Source organism: Bacillus sp. ISL-46 (genome assembly GCF_018613205.1).
In genome coordinates this window covers 1-20,783 of record NZ_JAGGQR010000053.1, presented here as the reverse complement: position 1 = coordinate 20,783, position 20,783 = coordinate 1, and the positions used below count along the sequence as shown (strand labels likewise).

The window sequence follows — 20,783 nt, the reverse complement described above, 5'->3', positions numbered from 1 at the left end:
GCTGGCCACTTTTTTTGGCCAACCCCTTCCATTAATACAAGCTTACTGTTTATTAATAGAAGCTTGCACCAACAATGATTAAAAGAATGAATAATACGACGATTAATACAAAAGTTGAACCGCCGCCGTACCCACCACCGTAGCCGTAGCCGCCATATCCAAAGCACATAGAATGTCACCTCACTTCTGTAATCTCATTAATAACATATGAAATTACTTTATACTGTGTGTAGGCGCGACATCTATTTCAGTAATTTGGTTTTAAAAATGATTAATTTACCCTTTAGGTTTAAAAATTAGTGCACCAATAAAACCGAAAATAATCGCTGCAGAGATACCGGAACTTGTCACTTGGAACATACCGGTCAGTACTCCTATCAGCCCATGTTTCTCTGCATCCTGAAGTGCCCCATGGACTAATGAATTTCCAAAACTGGTAATTGGAATGGTAGCACCTGCCCCTGCAAAGTCAACTAGGGGCTCATAAAGTCCAAAACCATCTAATATAGCTCCAATGACAACGAGCAAACTTAGTGTATGACCGGGTGTAAGCTTGGCAACATCAAATAAAAGCTGCCCTAGAACACAGATTAGCCCACCAATAACAAATGCCCAGAAAAACATCGCTAGCATAGGATCACCCCTTATCTCCATTCATTTCAATGGCAACAGCATGTGCAATACATGGTATTGATTCATTTTGCTGAAAGCTGAGCGGGGATAGCAGAGCCCCCGTCGCAACTACTAAGATTCGTTTATATGTACCTTTTTTCATTTGGTTCAGTAAATGCCCATACAAGGCTGTGGCTGAGCATCCCGCACCGCTTCCCCCCGATTGTACAGGCTGATCATCCTTATACATTAATAAACCACAATCCTGAAATTGTTTTCGTTCTAATTGAAGTCCACTCTTATTGATTAACTCGAAAGCTGTATCATGACCAACTCGGCCGAGGTCCCCAGTGACAATCAAGTCATAATATGAGGGTTCTATTTGAAGATCGCGGAAATGGGCCATAATTGTATCAGCTGCTGCTGGTGCCATCGCGCCTCCCATATTAAACGGATCGGTTAATCCCATATCGATGACTTTTCCAATCGTTGCCGAAGTTGTTACTGGATGCATCTTTCCAGATTCATTTGGTTGCACAAGTGCTACTCCAGCACCTGTTACCGTCCATTGTGCAGTCGGAGGCTTTTGACCTCCATACTCTGTTGGGTATCGAAACTGTTTTTCGACTGCTGCATTATGACTTGAAGCACCCGTAAGCACGTATTTTGCCCCTTGGTAATTTACCACAAAAGAGGCTAAGGCCAGCCCTTCCATGGACGTTGAGCAAGCCCCAAACAGACCAAAGTATGGAATCTGCATTGTCCTTGCCGCAAAACTGGTTGGCGTAATTTGATTAATTAAGTCTCCAGCAAATAAAAATTGAATCTGCTCTTTCTCAACATTCCCTTTTTGTAAAGCTGTTTTAATTGCTTCTTCTAATAGTAAACGATGGGCTTTTTCATAAGACTCCTTTCCCATCCATAAGTCTTCATATAATAAATCGAAATCATTGGCTAAATTTCCATTGGCTTCAAATGGTCCACCAGTAACCCCGGTAGCAGTGATCATTGGCCGATTTGTAAATATCCAAGATTGGTGCCCTTTTAGCAATTACAAAACCCCCCAAATCACTAACAGCGTTTTAACAAGCGCCACAACAAAAGCTGAGAAAACACCGAAGAGTACTACCGATCCAGCTAGCTTGAACATATTTCCACCCACACCTAAAACAAAGCCTTCCGTTCGATGTTCGATACATGCCGAGATTACGGCATTACCAAAGCCGGTAACAGGCACAGCACTTCCTGCACCAGCAAATTGTCCTAGACGATCGTAAATTCCGAATCCAGTGAGTAACATTGATAAAAAGACCATTGTTGCCACGGTCGGATTTCCTACACTCTGTTCGGTAAAATCAAAAAAGTAAATATAAAAGTAACTGATGGCTTGGCCGACAACACAAATAAGTCCACCAACAAAAAATGCCTTCATACAATTCTTCAAAACAGGCCTTTTAATTTCATGCTTCTGCTGAAGCTGTTGATAGTTGCGCTGCTGAGGCGTCATGTTCTTCTGCTTACTGGTTGCCATCTTCATTCTTCCTTTCTTACTTCATATCTTTCGTCATTTTAACGATGTCGTTAAAGCGCTTTTCAGCCCTTTGATGAGAAAATTTAGAGGAGGTTTTCATTCTCTCATCAAGTCTCACTGCTTCAAGGAAAATTTTGTAGTCACTTGAAATGGTAAAGTTATCATTGGGATATTTTTCTTCAAGCATTTTGTTGATGTTTTTTTCAATTTTTTTCATTCTAAAACGATGCAAGTGCTTAACCTTATATACCACTAGTGTATCTTTTTTCCCTTTTATAACGGCCACATCATATAATTCTGGAAACGCGCTTACATCATGCTCAATTTCTTTTACATGATTTTTACTTATGTTTTTCCCGGTTACGATCGGATTAGGATTCGTTGTTTTCATTAGGGCTATTTGACTATCCTTAACCTGTGGATTTTGACTACAGGAGGAGAGTAATAATAAACAAGCGAATAATACCCAATGATGAATAGCTTTCATTTGATTCCCATCCCTTATTCCGTTTTTTAACCATCACTATAGGTAGTTTTTTCGATATTGTCTAAAATTATGACTAGTTACGAGTAATTTATATATTTTCCTTCGTAAAACAAAAAAACTGCCAGTCAATCTGGCAGTCCCCTTAAGCCTATTTAGAAGTTTTTTTTCCGCACCCACAACCTGAACCTTTTTGCTTTATGGATTTTGACGGTTGATACGTGTGAGTTGATTGTGTTGTTTCTATATCTTGTGTCGTTTCTGTACCTTGTGTTGTGTTTGTATATTGGTTTCTCCTTTTTTTCTGACTCATTAATTCTCTCTCCCTTGCTATCAATTCATTCCTACTTGTATTAGAATATGACCAAGATGTAGGTCTTGTCTCAGCAAACACCTTATTTTTCGATAAAATACTGTACAATTGACTCCAATATTGATGCAATGCCAGCAACCGCTAAAATTAATATAATAGGGTAGGAAACGATTGGATATAGAAGTGATATACTGACAACTCCTACAGAAGTCCATATCCCTGTACACCAATAACAGCTAAGAAGTTCACCGAGGAACTTTTTGACCCCTTTTTCCTTTGGTAAATAATAAACCTCGATTTCACCATACTCATCTACTTCTTTGATTTCATTGAAAAAAGGCTCCCGAATAAATTCGGTTATTTTATCAAAAACAAATAATCTTGTTAGCCTAAAAGACGCAAGTGATAGAATAATCAGGTTTAATAAAGTTATTTTCATGTTGTGTTTCCTTTCTTCCTTTCATAGACATTTTTGTCGCCTAATTTACTCAAACAAGGCTATTGCCCGTTACCCAAAAGTGCTCTGTGAAATATGTTAATAATGTAAGATATATATCGGATTAAGGAGGAAAAATAAATGGGTTGTGGAAATGATCATGATTTTCATAAAGGTAATTGTGTTTGCGAAGTCGTTCGTGCAATTAAGGATATCCAAGATAATGCTGTAGAAGAAGATGAATGTCCTGAATGTTCCAGTTGCTTCAATGAGCCACTAGGTACATTGGTATCACCAGCAAGGAGAGATCCAGTTGATACTCGTGTATTTGTTTTAAGTACTGCGGATGGTTCACCATTCCACGCTTTCTTTAGTAACGAAAACAATGCATGTGTATCCATCTACTTCCGTGTCGAAGATGTATTTGATAACTGCTGTGCTACACTTCGTGTATTAGTACCTGGTCGCCGTGAAGGTGGAACTTTCTGCCCAGTAAACTTAGTTTCAGGTGGAGATAAGTGTTGTATCAACCTCGATAAGGTTTGTCAGGTTGAACGTTTCCGCGCAAGTAACGATTGCATTACAGTTGACTTAAGATGCTTCTGCGCTGTTCAATGTATTGCGGATGTTAACTTAGGAATTTGCAACTAAAAATATTGCCAGTCGGTATAATCGGCTGGCTTTTTTGATGTCTCTATTTTTTGATTCCAATCAAGATAACCCCTTTAAGTGCATGGACTGGCACTGTATTAGTTGATTGATCATGAAATCGAATCGTTACTTCGTTTCCATCGTACACAGTTAGGTATCCCTGATAATTTTTTTCTTCGGTAATAAAAACGCATGGTGGAGGCGGAAGGACTTTTGGATAGTTGATTAAATAATCCAAACGTTCTTTAATATCCATTTCTTTAAAGGGTTTCACCCTGTTAAAGGGAGAACGCTGCCTTTCCTGAATCGATGTTGGTGATTTTGTTGCTGGATTATCTGATCTAGATACTTCCGTTCCTATTGGCTCTTGAACTATTTCCTTTTTTAAAAGAGAAATTTTCTTTTTGCTTTCAGCCTCTAACGGCATTTCTTTCTCAACCAGCTCTTCTTCTTCCTGTCTGCTCGTATAAATGTCCTGCATGTTAGTTGCAGGAGTCCTTGCAAACGGCTGGTGTATATAGAGTAATGGTCCTTTACTTTTCTTTTCCGACATGCTCTGTACCTCCATTTACGTAATCCTACACATTATATCTATGCTAGATGCCCATACTGGTTCATAAGAAAATAAGAAATTTACTGCATGAAAAAGGCCCGCAATGACTGCGGGCCTTTCTTCATTATTATAGGATATGGTAACCGGAATCAACGTGAATATTTTCGCCAGTAATTCCACGGGAAAGATCACTGAAAAGGAACAAAGCAGTGTCTCCAACTTCTTCTGGAGTGGTAGCTCTACGTAATGGAGCTTTTTCTTCAATTTCTTTTAAGATTGAATTAAAATCACTTATTCCTTTTGCTGATAATGTTCGAATTGGACCTGCAGAAATCGAGTTTACACGTATGTTATCTTTTCCAAGGTCTGCGGATAAGTAACGAACACTAGCATCTAGAGATGCTTTGGCTACACCCATAACATTATAGTTCGGGATTGCACGTTCTCCACCTAAGTACGTCAACGTGACAATGCTTCCACCCTCAACCATCAATCCTCGTGCTTCTTTCGCTACGGCTGTTAAGGAATATGAGCTGATATTATGAGCGAGCATGAAGCCCTCTCTAGTTGTGTTCATATACTCACCGCTTAGTTCTTCTTTATTTGCAAATGCGATGCAGTGTGCTACCCCATGAATTGCCCCAACTGAATCTTTGATTTCAGCAAAGCACTTCGCAACGTCTTCATCGCGTGTAACATCACACGGTAAAACAAGTGTCCCTTCAGTCTCTAACGAATTAGCAAGTTCACGAACACTGCTTTCTAATCTTTCACCTGCATAGGTAAAAATTAATCTTGCTCCTGCATTGTGCAATGAGCGGGCAATTCCCCATGCAATACTGCGTTTATTAGCAACACCCATTACTACATAAGTTTTTCCAGATAAAGAAAGATTCATATTGAAAAAGTCCTCCTACTATTACATGAGTTATTAGTACTTGGTACTAATTTTACACTAATTTACGAAAAATGAAAAGTTCAACACATCAAACAACACTTTTTCAATCAAATATTAACTGGTTTCGCAGAATTCTAACTCTCTTTTCAGTTCATCCACATATTCCTTCGATCCAGTTACAATCAAGCGGTCATTCATTTGCAGCTCTGTATCTCCATGTGGGACGATGGAATCCTTGCCACGGAAAATTCGGACAAATATGATATCTCCTGTAAAAGGAAATCTCCGTAAAGACATCCCATCAAATTGCCTATTTAGCATAACAATTTCATAAAGTCCTGTCTCCTGATTTGTTAATATATTTAACAAGGTTGGTGATTCAATTAAGGCCCGGAGCAATACTTTGGTTGACATAAACGCAGAAAACACTTCTATATTATGATCCCGTAAACTTTCCTCTAAATCAGGACTTTCTATTCGGGCAATGACCCTAGAAACTCCTTTTTCTTTCGAAGCTACAGAAAGTGTAGCATTTACTCTTTCATCACCTGTTGAAATCACTACAACTTCTGATTGAAAGACGTTTGTATTCTCCAACGTTTCAAGAGAATAATCAGGAATTTCAACTATGTCAAAAAGAGAATTAGCAATTTGCTTTTCTGATTTCTCCATTTGTGTATGATACAAGATTGGATCATACAAGCCTGACTTTAATTCTCGTGAGACGGGCAATGTGGTCTGATTGGCACCTAAGAATGCCACGCTTACCCTTTTATTAGCGACCACTTCTTTAGGGAATAACTTTTTAAAAACAATCGGTGTAATAATAGACGTAATTACAGCAACCAATATTAATGTGCCACTCATCTGCGGGGTTATGATTTCTAACCTCTCTCCTATTGTCGCCGCTGCAATGACTAGGGAAAGTGTTGAAGTGAGTAAAAAACCCGATGCAATGACTGTTTTCAACTCATACCAAATTTTCAAAATATACACGGGGATAAGTTTTGATAAAAGCAGCCCCAGTAATAGCAGCGGTATCAATAATAAGAGTTTTTTTTCATTAAAAAGGGACCAGATATCAAGATTTACCCCCACCATTACAAAAAAGATGGGAATCAAAAATCCATACCCGAATGAGTCTAGCTTATGTACAAGCTCTTGGTTCGGTGATAACAACGAAACAAGGACACCTGCTAGAAACGCTCCTAAGATATTTTCTGCACCCACTGTTTCAGAAAGCCCTACTAATACGATGATCAGTGTAAACACGGCCCTCGTCCCTATTTGAACGGTCCCCGTTGAAAGTGTTTCTATAAAGGTTCGATTTTTAAATCTTTTGCCAAGAAAATAAAGAACGATACCTGCGGCAAATAAAATAAGTAACAGCCACGTATTTCCATGCCCTGATTCATATAGCGATACAAAGACAGCAAGCAATATCATCGTCACTAAATCGGCTATAACCGCAACCAATAAGATAATTTGTCCGATGACGGTTTTCATCAGATGCGCCTCTTTCAAGGTAGGCACAACAACACCCAATGATATGGTCGAAATGATCAGTGTCATTAAAAAGGCATTCTCAATAAAACCTGCCATCACAAACAAAAAGGATAAACCCAGGGAGAAAATAAAGATACCTGCAAAGATTAGCCCCGCGACTACAAATGAATTGGGCTCTTTTTTTCCATTGGGAAGCTTTTTACGCAATTTCCTCCCAGCAAAGGCCGTAAAGTCAATCTCAAGTCCGCTTAAAAACATGAGAAAAATAAACCCTAAGGTCGATAGGGTTGAGAGCCACATATCTTCGTGAACCACATCAAAACCGCTTTTACCGATGACCAATCCCATAATAATTTCAGCGACGACCACAGGGATATAATTCAATTTAAACCGATGTAAAAGAATCGGTGTTAAAAATGCCATCGTAACAACAATTAATAAAGAAATAACTGAAACCTGCTGCTCCATTCGTGTAACTCCTCTCAAAAAAGTTTTAGATTAGAATCCTTTTTATAAAAACTAACTCTTAGGCAAAAAATATCGATATAAGGGAGTTGAATTTATGAAAATTGATATAATCGGTGATATTCATGGGTGTTTAACGGAATTAAAGGAACTTACCATTACACTTGGTTATAAATGGGAAAACGGTATCCCGAGACATCCCAATAATAGAGTACTGGGATTTCTCGGCGATTTAACAGACCGGGGACCTGCTTCACTTAACGTAATCGAAATTGTATGGCAGTTAGTCATTAAAGAAAAAACAGGCTATTATACACCAGGGAATCATTGTAATAAGTTATACCGTTTCTTCCTTGGCAACAAAGTTCAGATTGCCCACGGGTTAGAAACAACAGTTGCCGAATATGAATCATTATATAAAAAAGAGCAGCAATCCATTCGAAAAAAATTCACCGAACTTTATGAAAGGGCTCCATTATATTTAGTATTAGACAACAAAAAGCTTATTATTGCCCATGCAGGGATTAAGCAGGAATTTATCGGACAATCGCATGCTAAGGTCAAAGAATTTGTCCTTTACGGCGATATAACAGGTAAAAAACACCCTGACGGGTCACCGATAAGAAGAGATTGGGCCAAAGAGTATCACGGTGAAGCATGTATCGTTTACGGACATACTCCTGTGAATGAGCCAAGAATCATCAATAATACCTATAATATTGATACTGGGGCAGTCTTCGGAGGAAACCTAACCGCCTTAAGATATCCTGAAATGGAATTGGTTTCTATTAAATCTACTATGCCATATGTAGAGGAAAAATTTAAGCAATTTGATTGAAATTGAAAAAGCGGGATCGCACGCAAGCTCAAATTAAAAAGGCTGCCTCCTATAAAAGCGAGTCAGCCTCTAAAATTTCACCCATATCCCTCGGTAATGTTGCAGTAAAAATCATTTCCTCTCCTGAAAATGGATGAATAAATTTTATTCTTTTACAATGAAGAGCCTGCCTAGCAATTAATGATAGATCTCCCCCATACAAATCGTCACCCAGCAAAGGATGGTTTAAATAAGACATATGGACTCTAATTTGATGGGTTCGTCCGGTTTCAAGTGTGAGCTCCAAATAGGTAAATGCAATATGTTTCTCGATCACTTGATAATGAGTGCAGGCATATTGACCATCCGCACGAACTTCCCGCTCAATGATGCTGTCGCCTTTGCGGCCAATGGGCGCTGTAATCGTGCCACTATCTAGTGAAATCCTGCCTCCAGCAAAAGCTTCATATGTCCTTTTCACCTGCCCACCCCGTTGCATCAAACTGAACAAGTGATGGACATGGCGATGCTTAGCAATTAGAACAATCCCTGAAGTATCCCTGTCAAGCCGAGTTACTATGTGCGTTGTTGCCTGCAGCCCACTGCGCTGATAATAGCCTACAAGAGCATTTGCCAAGCTGTGTACGGGGTGTTCTCGAGACGGAATCGTATTCATTCCTGCGGGTTTATTAACAACCAACAAATACTTATCTTCATATAGAATCGTTAACGGGATTTCTTCGCCCTTTAGTCCCTCGCTAGGACTCTCCATGGGGAAAATAACCATTACTTCATCCCCAAATGCCAACCTGTATCGAACATTTACTTCTTCTCCATTTACTTGGATACTGCCGCCCTTGAACTTAATATCCGTTAAGGCCGTTCGAGAAATCTCTTCCTTTTTTAAAAATTCTCTTAAAAGTTTTCCACTATCGCTTTCACTAATTTTCCACTTCATTTGAAACGGGGAAGTCATAATAATGGCCCCTTCTCGTCAATCTGAAATAAAGGAATCATGAACTCTTTTCCAAAAAGGAAACGGCCGGAAACGGGCAAAGCGAATTTTTTCTTCTGGCACCCTAAATTGGATTGATTTTACATCCTTATGAAGCAAGGTCAGATGGTCGATGGTCACTTGAAAATCAGACCGATTTACCGGTTTAAGCATACATGTATGGTGTGCAGGGAGAATAAGCGGCGAGCCTATTGTTCTAAAGACTTTGTTATTTATCGATGCCATCTCAGCCACTTGGAGGGCAGAAATCGACGGATGGATAATCGCTCCGCCAAGTGCCTTATTATAGGCGGTACTACCCGAAGGTGTTGAAACGCATAAGCCGTCCCCACGGAACCGCTCGAAATGCTGTCCGCGGATTTCCACATCCATGACGAGTGTCCCCTCGACACTTTTAACAGTTGACTCATTTAAGGCAAGATACCTTGATTCCTTCCCTGCATGTGAGTAACGGATAATCACTTCTAACAATGGGTATTCCACGACTTGATAGGGTGTTTTAGCAATCGCAATCACTAGCTTTTCAATTTCATCTGGGATCCAATCTGCATAAAAGCCGAGATGGCCTGTGTGAATTCCTACAAAGGCTGTTTTATCCAAACGGCTACTATAGCGATGAAAGGCATAAAGGAGTGTCCCGTCACCACCAATGGAAACAACTATATCTGGTTGGTCCTCATCGTACACAAGATCAAAATCAAGTAAATAGGTCCTCATTTTGTGCATTAAAATATTTGATTTTTGATCTCCTTTTGATGTTATCGCAAATTTCATAGTATTTTTGCTCCTTGTGACTTGAATGGCTTTTCAAAAGACGGTTATGACAATTAATCCTTTTCTTCTTGTTTTAATTCTTTCTTTCTTGTAAAAAAGGCCTGAGCATCCTGAATTTCACCACGAATCAATGACATTTCCTCATCTAACCGAAATGCCGCTTCAGCTGCTCTTTGCAAACGCATTTGAATATCACTTGGAAAAACACCTTTATACTTATAGCTTAGCGTATGTTCAATTGTCGCCCAAAAATTCATTGCCAAAGTTCGTATTTGAATTTCCGCTAAGATTTTCTTTTCCCCATGTATCGTTTGAACGGGGTAGCTTATGACAACATGATAGGACCGGTACCCGCTTGTCTTTTTATGGGATATATAATCTCTATCCTCTACGATTTCAAAATCATTCCGGTTTCGTAATAAATCGACAACTGTATGAATGTCATCGACAAACTGACACATAATACGCATACCTGCAATATCTTGCATTTCTTCTTCCAATCTTTCTAGTGGTATTCCTTTCTGATTCGCTTTGTCAAGAATACTTGCGATTGGTTTAACTCTTCCCGTCACAAATTCAATCGGTGAATGAGTAGCATCGAGTTCAAATTGACCTCTCATCCCCTTTAATTTTACTTTTAATTCTGCAACAGCCTGTTTATATGGAGCTAAAAATTGGTCCCAATGCTTCATGATTTCACCTCAAAACAAATTATGTTAAGAAAATCCCCTCTACTTTTGTAACCAATTCTTTTCCATAATTACTATTACCTTTAATATTTGTTAAGAGATAATCCAATTCATCATGAAAATTTATTAGTTCTTTTTGCTCATCATCAAAGGTGACCCAGACAGGTAACTTTTTTTCCTGGGCATTTTTTAAAAGCGGCCAGATTTGTTCATGTAAAACGATATATGTATAATCATTTTTATCTTCCATTAAGTAAATGAAAGAGTATTGGGCAGAATCTACAAGAATCTGTTCCCCAGGAACCAATTCCAGAATTGGCTCATTTGTTTCTAACATTAGTTTATCTTCTTTTATGTATGCCTTTAGGATTGCAATATTTTTCTTCATCTCTTTACCTCCATTGTCCACCTACCTATTTTAGCATAATTCATCCATTTCTCCCAAGGATTGATGTTTAAGTTGGAAGTGAGATAATAAAGAAAACACTTAGTTGAAAGGAAGTTAGGCATGAAGCAAAATATTGAAATCGAATTTAAAAATATGCTAACAAGAATAGAATATGAAGGCCTCCTTAATAATTTCAAGATAGACAAAAACCAAATATTTTCACAAGAAAACCACTACTTTGATACACCTGATTTTGCTTTAAAAAGTAAAAACTCTGCACTAAGAATTCGTAAAAAGGGCGGGGCTTACGAAATGACCTTAAAACAGCCGGCATCTGTAGGGCTGCTAGAGACAAATCAGATAATAGGGGAAGAGGAAGCCTCTGCCGCAATTCACCATGGGAGACTTCCAACAGGGATCATTCAGCGTCTTATCGAAGACTACCAAATTTCTTTTTCAACTATTGAATATTTTGGATCATTAATTACGGAGCGAGTAGAATTCAATTACAAACAAGGCTTACTGGTATTGGACCATAGTATTTATCTAAGTGAAGAGGATTATGAATTAGAATATGAGGTTGAAAACTATCAGGTTGGAGAAAAAAATTTTCTTGAATTCCTTAAACAATTTAAGATTCCTACACGAAAAACAGAAAATAAAATCCGCCGTTTCTATAGCAAAAAATACGAACAAACGAACCGTGATTAAATTCTTTAAATTTGATAAAGGGAAGTTTCAATTTGGAGTTATTTCCAACATACTACTGCCTCTTTCTCCTATTAAGAATTGCTCACTTGGTACACATTAATAATGTGTTCAGAGTGACAAATTCACATTTTCAAAGCAATTAATTTGAGATATGAAATAGGCATTGTTAAAATAAATCTACATAATACTTTAGAGGAGTTGTCAACATGATTGAGAGAAAGCTTTCACCATTTGAATCCATTGGTGAAGATACATTACACCATCTTGTGGACACTTTTTATGGACTTGTTGCACAACATCCTGATCTTGCTCCAATATTCCCAAATCAATTTACAGAAATTGCTCGTAAACAAAAGCAATTCTTAACTCAATATTTAGGCGGCCCTGCATTGTATACAGAAGAACATGGCCATCCAATGATGCGTGCTCGCCATTTGCCATTTCCAGTTACTCCAAAACGTGCGAAAGCATGGTTATCTTGCATGACTCAAGCAATGGACAAAATTGGCTTAAATGGTCCAACAAGGGACGAATTTTATTCAAGACTTCATCTTACTGCCCAACACATGATTAACACGCCTGATGGTGAGGTATTAGGTGAAGATCGTGAATAGTTCAAGATCTTCTGGCTCCAAGCAGCAATGTGGCGGAAATGAGAAAAAGCCAATTGAGATTTATATGTTTATTGACCCATTATGCCCGGAATGTTGGGCATTAGAGCCCATTTTAAAGAAGCTTCAAATCGAATATGGTCGTTATTTTTCAATTAAGCATATTTTGAGTGGTCGATTAGCCGATTTAAATTTGAGTAAGAAAAAGAATTTTGAGAATCTCGCTCAAGTTTGGGAAAAGACTGCTAGCAGGTCAGGAATGTCATGTGATGGAAGCCTATGGTTAGAGAATCCCGTCGATTCCCCATTTACTGTTTCAATTGCTCTAAAAGCAGCTGAATTGCAAGGGAGACGTGCTGGTCTTCGTTTCCTACGAAGAATACAAGAAGGCTTGTTTTTAGAAAAACTAAATGTTTCTAATCTTGAAGTGTTAAAAGATTGCGCTAAAAGTTTAGGTTTGGATGTGGAGGAATTCATGTATGATATCCATTCCGAAAGTGCTGCGAAGGCCTTCCAATGTGATTTGAAGATCACATCTGAAATGGATGTACAAGAAATTCCTACGTTAGTATTCTTCAATGAAAATGTAGAGGATGAAGGAATTAAGATAACTGGTTCTTATCCATATGAGGTATATGTCCAAATTTTAGAGGAAATGCTCTCTGAAAAACCAGAGCAATCTCCCCCGCCTCCATTAGAAACGTTTATGAAATTTTTTAAATTTGTTGCCTCAAAGGAAATTGCCGTTGTTTATAATATGTCTATTTCGCAAATTGAACGGGAGATGAAGAAACTACTATTAAAGCAAGTGGTCGAACAAATCCCCGCTAAATATGGAACCTTTTGGAGATATATAGAGGAATAAGAAATGTCGGGATTAACCGGCATTTTTTTTGCTGTATTAAACTAGACAGTTGATTTCCGCTCCAGGCGNNTTTTATACTGCAAGGCATTTTTCTATTATACGAACAAAGGGGATGGGAGAAATTTTTCACGGTTCAAACAAAGGGGTATATGTTTGTTGTGATCAACTTCACGTATATAATATAGCATGGGGTTAAAGATACTGACAATAAGTTTGTGCTTCATTTCACATAATTGTCAAAAATCATAATTTCCTGGAATGGACAATAGACATAATAGTACGAAGAATGAAAACTACTTTTTAAAAGGGTGGCCATGTTCGATGAGAAAATTCCCTTTCATTATTATGGTACTGTTTATTTTAATTGCTTTTTTTCTCCAAATACTCGCATTATTAAAGATCTTCCCTCTATTGCTTAGTACACCAATATTGTTTGTATCCATTTTTATTTTTATTTTTTATCTTAATGACAGAAAACGGTTTAGAGGATTTTAAAAGGGATGGATGCCAGCAGGCACCATCCCCTTTATTTATGCTTTTGATAACAATTGTTCTAATTCATTCAGTTTCTCTTCAAATACCTTACAAGCATTTTTGATTGGCTCTGCACTTGTCATATCTACACCAGCTTTTTTCAGCACCTCGATTGGATAATCTGAACTTCCCGAACTTAGAAAGTCAATGTATCTTTTGACTGCAGGCTCGCCCTCTTCTAAAATTTGCTTGCTTAATGCAGTGGCTGCACTAAAACCAGTTGCATACTGGTAAACATAATAATTGTAATAAAAATGAGGAATTCTTGCCCATTCTAATCCAATTTCCTCATCAATCACAATATCCTCATCACCGAAATATTTCTTATTTAATTCGTAATAGCTTTCCGTTAATGCATCCGCGGTTAATGCCTCATTATTTTGTGCCTTTTGATGGATGATGTGTTCAAATTCCGCAAACATAGTTTGACGGAACACGGTGCCTCTAAAGCCTTCTAAATAATGATTGAGTAAGTATATCCGTTTTTGTTCATCATCAATTGTCTTTAATAAATAATCATTTAGGAGTGCTTCATTACAGGTTGAAGCTACTTCTGCAACGAAAATAGAATAGTTACCGTAAGGATATGGTTGTGATTTCCGTGTATAGTAACTGTGAACAGAATGGCCAAATTCATGGGCAAGTGTAAATAAATTATTTACATTATCCTGCCAGTTCATTAGAATATACGGATGTGTACCGTATGCTCCTGAAGAATAGGCACCACTCCGCTTTCCTTTATTTTCATGCACATCAACCCAACGATTTTCAAAGCCCTCTGTTAATATTTTCGAATATTCCTCGCCTAATGGGGCTAACCCTTTAATGACTAAATCCTTAGCCTCATCGTATTTGATTTCCATTTTTACATCCTTCACAAGTGGAGTAAATAAATCGTACATATGAAGCTCATCAAGCCCAAGCACTTTTTTACGAAGCTTCACATAGCGATGTAACAAATGAAGATTATCGGTAACAGTATTTACAAGGTTATCATAAACGCTCTCCGGTATATTGTTAGCGGATAGGGCTGAATGTCTAGCTGAATCATATTTTCTTACTCGTGCATTAAAATTATCCTTTTTCACATTTCCACTTAATGTACTTGAAAATGTATTTTTAAATTCACCATACGTTTTATATACGGCTTTAAATGCATCTTTTCTTACCCTTGGATCTGAGCTTTCTAAAAAGCGAATATAACGGCCATGAGTAATTTCTACTTCTTCGCCATTTTCATCTTTGATAGATGGAAATTGAAGGTCGGCATTGTTTAACATTCCAAACGTATTGCTAGAAGCATCCATCACTTCACTCGCTTCAGCTAGCAATGCTTCCTGCTCCGCTGTTAGGACATGTGGTCTTTGCAAGTTAATTTCAGCTAGAGCATGCTCATATAATTTTAGTTCTGGTTTCTCATTTAAGAAGCTAGTTACTTTGCTCTCGTCTAGAGAGAGAACTTCTGGAACAATATAAGCCAACTGGCTGGCTGCTTGTGAATACAGATTTTTCATTCTGTCATCCAAGCCCTGGTAAAAAGAGTTCGTCGTGTCTTGGTCATAGCGCATATGTGAATATGTATAAAGCTTTCCAATTCGTTCTAACAGCTTGTCTTGGAACTGAAAAGCTTGATACAGTGTCTCTGCACTTTCCCCTAATTTTCCTTCGAATTCCTTAATCCCCGGGATTTGAACTTTTACCTCTTGAAACTCTTTTTCCCATTCCTGGTCACTCGAAAAAATATCTTCTAATTTCCATGTATCTTGTTCAGGGATTTCACTTCGTGCTGGCAGCGATTTTACTGCAGTTTCATTTGCCATCCTTCATCCTCCATTCTTTATTTGCCCTACTAAAAGAAATGATCATTACATTATATTCTCCTTATCTTTTCAAACTCCTTTTCACAATTGTCAGCTAGGAAACTATTTACACTTTTATATAGTATGCCTTTATAAATATTTTCATTTATTTATTTAATAGGATTCGCTGAAATTTTTGAAAAAATATCAACTTCGCTTCCTCTCTTTCTCGATTGGACTTTGGAATCGATATCTTCCGTTTCAATTGGTAACTAGTATCTCCTTTTCTTGATATAATACCCAATTGCTCTAACAGTAAAAGGTAATCGATAATGGCTAATAACGGATTAGTCTTTTCAAGCTGTGATAAATTTCTTACAACGATTTCTTTTTTCCTAATTCTCTTTTTTAAATGGCAGTTAATTTCATGAAGGGATATTAAATCATCGGGGCTTTTGGCGGCGATTATATCTATAAAAAAATACGTTTGCCAAATGATTGGTGGTGTTTGGAGAAGTAGTGAGTGATGGACGGGAAGACCAATTTCTGGCGGCAATAAGAAAAGATTAAGGTTTCTGTTATATATTTCATGGAAAAATGATTTATGCTGATTCCCTGGATGAAGAGCCCAATTCAGATTAAATTTTTCATTTTCACTATTCCAACTTGATAGATTAAACTGATTGCCCATCTTGGGTTCCAATAAATCACTTATGTCTATTTTTTTATAGGATAAAAGGAATGATTGGCGAAGGCATTTTTTGTGGAATAAGGAGTGATTGATTCAACCAAATGAAATTGCTGTTTTTCGGGGCAATATGATGGTATATAGAACTTTCCAGAAGAAGTGGTCCGTAAAAATAAGTACTGAAAGTTTGACAATACAACGATATTTCTCTTTTTAATGAGTATTTTGTTGCTAGAAAGAATCCATAGTGGAATGTACCCATTCTGAAGATATGAATTCGTCCGCTTAATAAAAATGCTCTCTGGAATGGTTGAGCATTGATACTCTAACGCGTATTTCTTTCCATTATGATTGAACATGATATCTGGTCGCTGTTGAATTTCCCTATCAAAGTACTCTAAAACGGAAGGAATCTTTTGTCTTATCAGCCACTGAAATAGTTGACGCTTTCCCTCCATGTGGTAATTCGATTCGTTTTCATAAAAATCACGGCAAGCTCCCCCCTGCTTATGGGCAAAATGAAAAATCCGCTGATCTCCTAACTTAAGCAAAACACTTTCCCCACAAATAGGGCAAAAAAATTCTTCTTTGTTACGAAGGGCCATAAGAGTCTCTTTTTTGTAATCAAGCCCTAGACAGATTTTTTCACCAATTTTTGTTTGTGCTGTTAACAATTATTTCTCGCCTCCTTCATCTATCATAATTCGCTATTATTATCATTAATTCCTTTTAATAGCAAAAAAAACTCGCCAATTCGACGAGTTTTTTATCAAGGCTTCTTAGAGTAAGGGCGATAGTAACCGAGCTGTTGATTCAAGTACTCTTAAACCCAGATGTCTTTCATGAAAAATTGTTTTATCCAGCTGTTTAGAATATTCAAGGTCATTTATATATTCATCAACTAGCTTCTGGGTACTTTTAGTCCGGAATAAGAATGCATTTACCTCAAAATTTAAATGGAAGCTTCTCATATCCATATTGGATGTTCCAATCGAGGCTAGTTCATGATCAACGATAACAATCTTACTGTGCATAAAGCCCCGTTGGTATTCATATACCTTAACTCCTGCTTCTAAAAGCTCTGGGAAATAAGATCTTGATGCATGAAAGACGATCCGTTTATCAGGTTTATTGGGTACAAGGAGCCGTACGTCTATACCACTTAGTGCTGCAACTTTTATTGCTGAAAAGATATCTTCATCTGGAATAAAGTACGGTGAAGCAATCCAAACTGATTTTTCCGCACTTGCAATCATTGAGAAAAAGATATTTTTGATAACACTCCATTCGTTATCAGGTCCTCCAGCAATGAGTTGAACACCACCGTGACTTTCATTATCATTTTGGGGTGACAAGTATTCGGCTGTTAGGAAACTGTGATTAGTCATGTAATACCAGTCTTGTAAAAAAATTAGCTGAAGTGTTCGAACAGCTTCCCCACGAAGCATTAAATGCGTGTCACGCCAAAAACCAATGTTCTTATCTCTTCCTAAATATTCATCTCCAATATTGAGCCCGCCAACAAATCCGATCGTCCCATCTATTATGATCATTTTACGATGATTACGGAAATTAAATTTATTATTTAAAAAAGGCAGTTTTACAGGCCCGAAAATCACCATTTCGATCCCGGCATTTCTTAGGTCGTTAATATAAGACTTGGACAACTGCCAAGAACCCACTGCGTCATATAAGAAACGAATCTTTACACCTTGATGGGCCTTTTCAATAAGAATATTTTTAATTTCTTGACCAATATGATCGTGACGAACAATATAATATTCAAGATGGATATGATGCCTAGCTTTTTTTAGTTGTTCTAAGATATGCTGAAATGTTTCTTCACCATTTGTTAAGATTTTTGTGGAGGTATCAAAGGAAATTGGACTATTTCCCAGTTTTTGAGCCAAATTAAATAATTTACCTTGGTGCTCCCCCATTAATCTAAGCTTTTCATCACTTCTTGGATCATCCTCACCTTCAACTGTCAAAAACGCTTGTTTATCTAAGAAATATTTCTTCCTAAACATCTTCTCTTTCCGATAATTTCGGCCAAAAAGGAGGTAAAAAATAAAACCAACCAAAGGAAAGCTACCTAGAACTACTAACCAAGTGATAGTTTGAGTTGGGTGGCGGTTCTCAAGGAAAATAACAAAGCCAATAAAAATAACTGACAGTGTAACCAAAACACTTAGGAATCCAAAGATCCCACTTGCTAATTGATCCTTAAAGAAAAACAATAGTACGGATAATACCGCCAAAAATATAATAACCCTTACTGTGTTTTTCAGTGCCCTCACCTACCTGAGTTTTTTCAGGAAACAGTTAATGTTAAAAATACCGATTTCAATATTGAAATNNGTTGTGTTTCAAAACCGTACTCAAGCAAAATACTCAATATATCGTCAATTTCATCTTCTTCAAATAAGTCTTCAGGAAATTCAATATATAAATAGTATTTTCCTTCAAAATGATACAGCATTGTCACTAAATCATCCAATCCTGAACGATTAGATAAGCTAATAACATCCTCAAAGTCTTTAAAGCCAATGAGGAATTCTAACGTTTCTTCCTCAAGAATTATATCTTCCTCATCTGAATGATTGCGATTATAATGATGATCCAAAAGATCTTCAATCTTATCATCAGCAGGAAAATCTTTTATTTTTTCATTAGGAATGGGGAGTTCAAACTTTTCTCCATCTTTTGACAGCTGTGCTTTGGTAACCAGAACCTCTAAGCCTTTATCAAGTGCTTGGACTTGAATCCAAAGAGGACCTTCAATTACAAATTCTTCCTCATCATGGACTTCATCCATCATTTCCCAAAAGAGTTCTTCACTACGTTCCCGATTGTACCAAATCTCTTCACGGTCAAAGCCTCTTTCCTCTATATCACCATATGAAATGTAAAATTTCACTGTATTTTCATTAATGCGTTCAATCTCCATTAACAACCTCTCCCTTCCGTTTTCCAGATTGAAGGGACTAAATACCCCCAAGCAGATACTGCCTTAGCATTTACTTAATTCAAAAAAAATTTTCATAGGGTGTAAAAAAGTAAATACTCGTGTACTTTTATTTTATGATAAAAGTACTAATAAGGGAAATAAAAAAGGCTGAAATCTAAAAAACCGTGTTAATGCCTAATTAACTTTGTTAAGATTTTCATTATATTGTAGCAAAGTGGAATAGAAACCACAAACGATATTATTCTTTATATACAAAAAAAGACCTCCAAAAGAAGGCCTATTTATTTAATTAACCATACGCTGTGCTTCGCGCAGCTGAAACGTTCTGACTCTTCTTGGGAGGAATCGTCTGATTTCATCCTCATTATATCCAACTTGTAAACGTTTTTCATCGATTATAATCGGCCTGCGCAAGAGACCAGGATTCTCTTTTATTAATCCAAATAAATCCTGAAGCGGCATTGCATCTAAGTTAACGTCTAATTTTTGAAATGTCTTTGATCTTGTTGAAATAATTTCATCCGTACCATCTTCAGTCATTCGAAGTATTTCTTTTATCTCTTCCATGGTTAATGGTTCGGAGAAAATATTTCTCTCTGTGTATGGTATTTCATGCTCTTCTAACCATGATTTGGCTTTCCTACATGATGTACAACTTGGTGAAGTGTATAGTGTAACCATTCGATCTTCACACTCCTCTTTTATTTGCGTCTATTTATTGATATATCCTGTATATTGAATTATTAAACCAATTTGTTATAATCAAGTTAAATCATCTTTCAATAATCATTATAAATAAGTAATTTATATCATTGATTATACACCACTGTTTCTTAAAAAGGTATCTTTTTTTCAAAAAATATTGTTAGGCGTAAACAATTCAAAAATTATTTGTTTCACTATATTAGACGAATAATTCTCCTAAAAGTTTCATATTTTTTTATTATTTCATCTTGAAATTTTTCAATAATCATTATTCATTTTCCTATAATGTTCGTCTATACAGTGTAAATAAGTGAGGTCATCAAGAAATAAATTGCTTTCATCACTTTAACAATTTATTTCTCTACGGTAAAAAACGATAAACCAATATTCTATTCTCAATTAAAAATCTGTAATGAAAACGCATTCATTAATTTTGAAAATCAAATCGAAAGTTATTTATTTTCCTCTTTAAATAAACGGTAAGTTCTTTTACAATAAAGGAGGGATATTAATATCGCGCTACGAATATTCAAAACAGCTAATAATGATGGGGGTTAATACTATGGGTGCATACATATTGGATTTAACTATTGTTGCTTTACTAATTGTAGGAATTACTGCCCTAATGGGTGTTATTACAAACAGTTTTGGTGAAAAAGTGTTTGGTGGTAAAAATCGAAGTGAATTTGTTGATGAAAGTGCTAAATACCAGACTGGATGGAAAACTGTCGGAGGCAATAAGAAATAATAAAACAAAAAAACGATCT

The 20,783-nt window shown here is 36.9% G+C and carries 25 protein-coding genes and 1 pseudogene; 6 read left to right on the top strand and 20 right to left on the bottom strand.

From position 1 onward, the window contains the following. Positions 1-52 precede the first annotated feature (52 nt). From J7E67_RS24150 to J7E67_RS24120, 7 genes are all read right to left on the bottom strand, one after another. Positions 53-169: a YjcZ family sporulation protein gene (locus J7E67_RS24150; RefSeq protein ID WP_074432806.1), complete on the bottom strand. Its 117-nt coding sequence runs from the start codon at positions 167-169 to the stop codon at positions 53-55. Positions 170-276: 107 nt separating this feature from the next. Then, positions 277-633 (bottom strand): stage V sporulation protein AE, encoded by a 357-nt coding sequence (gene spoVAE, locus J7E67_RS24145; RefSeq protein WP_168242521.1) that lies wholly within the window; start codon positions 631-633, stop codon positions 277-279. 4 nt (positions 634-637) lie between these two features. Continuing rightward, complete coding sequence (spoVAD, locus tag J7E67_RS24140) at positions 638-1,663, bottom strand: stage V sporulation protein AD (protein WP_214713160.1); 1,026 nt, start codon at positions 1,661-1,663, stop codon at positions 638-640. After that, positions 1,664-2,143 carry a stage V sporulation protein AC gene (spoVAC, locus tag J7E67_RS24135; RefSeq protein WP_088086095.1) on the bottom strand — a complete coding sequence of 160 codons (480 nt, stop codon included), beginning with the start codon at positions 2,141-2,143 and terminating at the stop codon, positions 1,664-1,666. 16 nt (positions 2,144-2,159) lie between these two features. Then, on the bottom strand, positions 2,160-2,630 hold the full coding sequence (locus J7E67_RS24130; RefSeq protein WP_214713161.1) for a sporulation protein: 471 nt from the start codon (positions 2,628-2,630) through the stop codon (positions 2,160-2,162). 148 nt (positions 2,631-2,778) lie between these two features. Further along, the gene (locus J7E67_RS24125; RefSeq protein WP_214713162.1) at positions 2,779-2,940 is read right to left on the bottom strand and encodes a hypothetical protein; all 162 of its coding nucleotides are present in this window, start codon (positions 2,938-2,940) and stop codon (positions 2,779-2,781) included. A gap of 82 nt (positions 2,941-3,022) precedes the next feature. Further along, positions 3,023-3,379 (bottom strand): DUF1360 domain-containing protein, encoded by a 357-nt coding sequence (locus tag J7E67_RS24120; protein ID WP_214713163.1) that lies wholly within the window; start codon positions 3,377-3,379, stop codon positions 3,023-3,025. 138 nt (positions 3,380-3,517) lie between these two features. Here J7E67_RS24120 and J7E67_RS24115 point away from each other — a divergent pair, with 138 nt between their 5' ends. Beyond that, the gene (locus J7E67_RS24115) at positions 3,518-4,027 is read left to right on the top strand and encodes a CotY/CotZ family spore coat protein (protein ID WP_214713164.1); all 510 of its coding nucleotides are present in this window, start codon (positions 3,518-3,520) and stop codon (positions 4,025-4,027) included. A gap of 43 nt (positions 4,028-4,070) precedes the next feature. Here J7E67_RS24115 and J7E67_RS24110 read toward each other — a convergent pair whose 3' ends face one another. The 3 genes from J7E67_RS24110 to J7E67_RS24100 all read right to left on the bottom strand — a co-directional run bounded on the left by J7E67_RS24110 (position 4,071) and on the right by J7E67_RS24100 (position 7,452). Then, positions 4,071-4,580 carry a CotO family spore coat protein gene (locus J7E67_RS24110; RefSeq protein ID WP_214713165.1) on the bottom strand — a complete coding sequence of 170 codons (510 nt, stop codon included), beginning with the start codon at positions 4,578-4,580 and terminating at the stop codon, positions 4,071-4,073. Between the two features lie 127 nt (positions 4,581-4,707). Continuing rightward, complete coding sequence (fabI, locus tag J7E67_RS24105; RefSeq protein ID WP_214713166.1) at positions 4,708-5,478, bottom strand: enoyl-ACP reductase FabI; 771 nt, start codon at positions 5,476-5,478, stop codon at positions 4,708-4,710. A 114-nt stretch (positions 5,479-5,592) separates the two neighbouring features. Then, entirely contained in the window at positions 5,593-7,452 is a 1,860-nt protein-coding gene (locus J7E67_RS24100; protein WP_214713167.1) for a monovalent cation:proton antiporter family protein, read from the bottom strand. A gap of 94 nt (positions 7,453-7,546) precedes the next feature. On the opposite strand from J7E67_RS24100, the gene prpE reads away from it, so the two are divergent. After that, positions 7,547-8,287: a bis(5'-nucleosyl)-tetraphosphatase PrpE gene (gene prpE / locus J7E67_RS24095; RefSeq protein WP_214713168.1), complete on the top strand. Its 741-nt coding sequence runs from the start codon at positions 7,547-7,549 to the stop codon at positions 8,285-8,287. A gap of 49 nt (positions 8,288-8,336) precedes the next feature. On the opposite strand, the gene J7E67_RS24090 is transcribed toward prpE, so the two are convergent. From J7E67_RS24090 to J7E67_RS24075, 4 genes are read right to left on the bottom strand one after another with little or no spacing between them, the layout of a single operon-like run. After that, on the bottom strand, positions 8,337-9,242 hold the full coding sequence (locus J7E67_RS24090; RefSeq protein ID WP_214713169.1) for an RluA family pseudouridine synthase: 906 nt from the start codon (positions 9,240-9,242) through the stop codon (positions 8,337-8,339). Positions 9,243-9,260: 18 nt separating this feature from the next. Continuing rightward, positions 9,261-10,055 carry an NAD kinase gene (locus tag J7E67_RS24085; protein ID WP_168242509.1) on the bottom strand — a complete coding sequence of 265 codons (795 nt, stop codon included), beginning with the start codon at positions 10,053-10,055 and terminating at the stop codon, positions 9,261-9,263. 53 nt (positions 10,056-10,108) lie between these two features. Then, positions 10,109-10,747, bottom strand: a complete 639-nt coding sequence (gene yjbM, locus J7E67_RS24080; RefSeq protein WP_098932878.1) for a GTP diphosphokinase — start codon at positions 10,745-10,747, stop codon at positions 10,109-10,111. Positions 10,748-10,766: 19 nt separating this feature from the next. Continuing rightward, on the bottom strand, positions 10,767-11,132 hold the full coding sequence (locus J7E67_RS24075; RefSeq protein ID WP_214713170.1) for a UPF0738 family protein: 366 nt from the start codon (positions 11,130-11,132) through the stop codon (positions 10,767-10,769). A gap of 120 nt (positions 11,133-11,252) precedes the next feature. Here J7E67_RS24075 and J7E67_RS24070 point away from each other — a divergent pair, with 120 nt between their 5' ends. The 3 genes from J7E67_RS24070 (at position 11,253) to J7E67_RS24060 (ending at position 13,319) form a co-directional block, all read left to right on the top strand. Continuing rightward, positions 11,253-11,843 carry a CYTH domain-containing protein gene (locus tag J7E67_RS24070; protein WP_214713171.1) on the top strand — a complete coding sequence of 197 codons (591 nt, stop codon included), beginning with the start codon at positions 11,253-11,255 and terminating at the stop codon, positions 11,841-11,843. A gap of 206 nt (positions 11,844-12,049) precedes the next feature. Then, entirely contained in the window at positions 12,050-12,457 is a 408-nt protein-coding gene (locus tag J7E67_RS24065; protein WP_214713172.1) for a globin domain-containing protein, read from the top strand. After that, positions 12,441-13,319: a ClpXP adapter SpxH family protein gene (locus tag J7E67_RS24060; RefSeq protein WP_374223939.1), complete on the top strand. Its 879-nt coding sequence runs from the start codon at positions 12,441-12,443 to the stop codon at positions 13,317-13,319. The genes J7E67_RS24065 and J7E67_RS24060 overlap by 17 nt, the downstream gene beginning before the upstream one ends. A 530-nt stretch (positions 13,320-13,849) precedes the next feature. On the opposite strand, the gene pepF is transcribed toward J7E67_RS24060, so the two are convergent. The 6 genes and pseudogenes from pepF to spxA form a co-directional block, all read right to left on the bottom strand. Next, positions 13,850-15,673 (bottom strand): oligoendopeptidase F, encoded by a 1,824-nt coding sequence (pepF, locus tag J7E67_RS24055; protein ID WP_214713173.1) that lies wholly within the window; start codon positions 15,671-15,673, stop codon positions 13,850-13,852. 145 nt (positions 15,674-15,818) lie between these two features. Beyond that, a complete protein-coding gene (locus tag J7E67_RS24050; protein WP_214713174.1) occupies positions 15,819-16,343 on the bottom strand; it encodes a hypothetical protein in 525 nt (174 codons plus the stop codon). 26 nt (positions 16,344-16,369) lie between these two features. Then, on the bottom strand, positions 16,370-17,014 hold the full coding sequence (locus J7E67_RS24045; protein ID WP_214713175.1) for a competence protein CoiA: 645 nt from the start codon (positions 17,012-17,014) through the stop codon (positions 16,370-16,372). Positions 17,015-17,119: 105 nt separating this feature from the next. Then, on the bottom strand, positions 17,120-18,631 hold the full coding sequence (cls, locus tag J7E67_RS24040) for a cardiolipin synthase (RefSeq protein ID WP_214713359.1): 1,512 nt from the start codon (positions 18,629-18,631) through the stop codon (positions 17,120-17,122). A gap of 74 nt (positions 18,632-18,705) precedes the next feature. Then, positions 18,706-19,290, bottom strand: a pseudogene (gene mecA / locus J7E67_RS24035) (adaptor protein MecA); the annotation flags it as partial. A 306-nt stretch (positions 19,291-19,596) separates the two neighbouring features. After that, entirely contained in the window at positions 19,597-19,992 is a 396-nt protein-coding gene (spxA, locus tag J7E67_RS24030; protein ID WP_026566143.1) for a transcriptional regulator SpxA, read from the bottom strand. Positions 19,993-20,578: 586 nt separating this feature from the next. On the opposite strand from spxA, the gene J7E67_RS24025 reads away from it, so the two are divergent. Next, positions 20,579-20,764 (top strand): hypothetical protein, encoded by a 186-nt coding sequence (locus J7E67_RS24025; protein ID WP_088086078.1) that lies wholly within the window; start codon positions 20,579-20,581, stop codon positions 20,762-20,764. Positions 20,765-20,783: the final 19 nt, after the last annotated feature.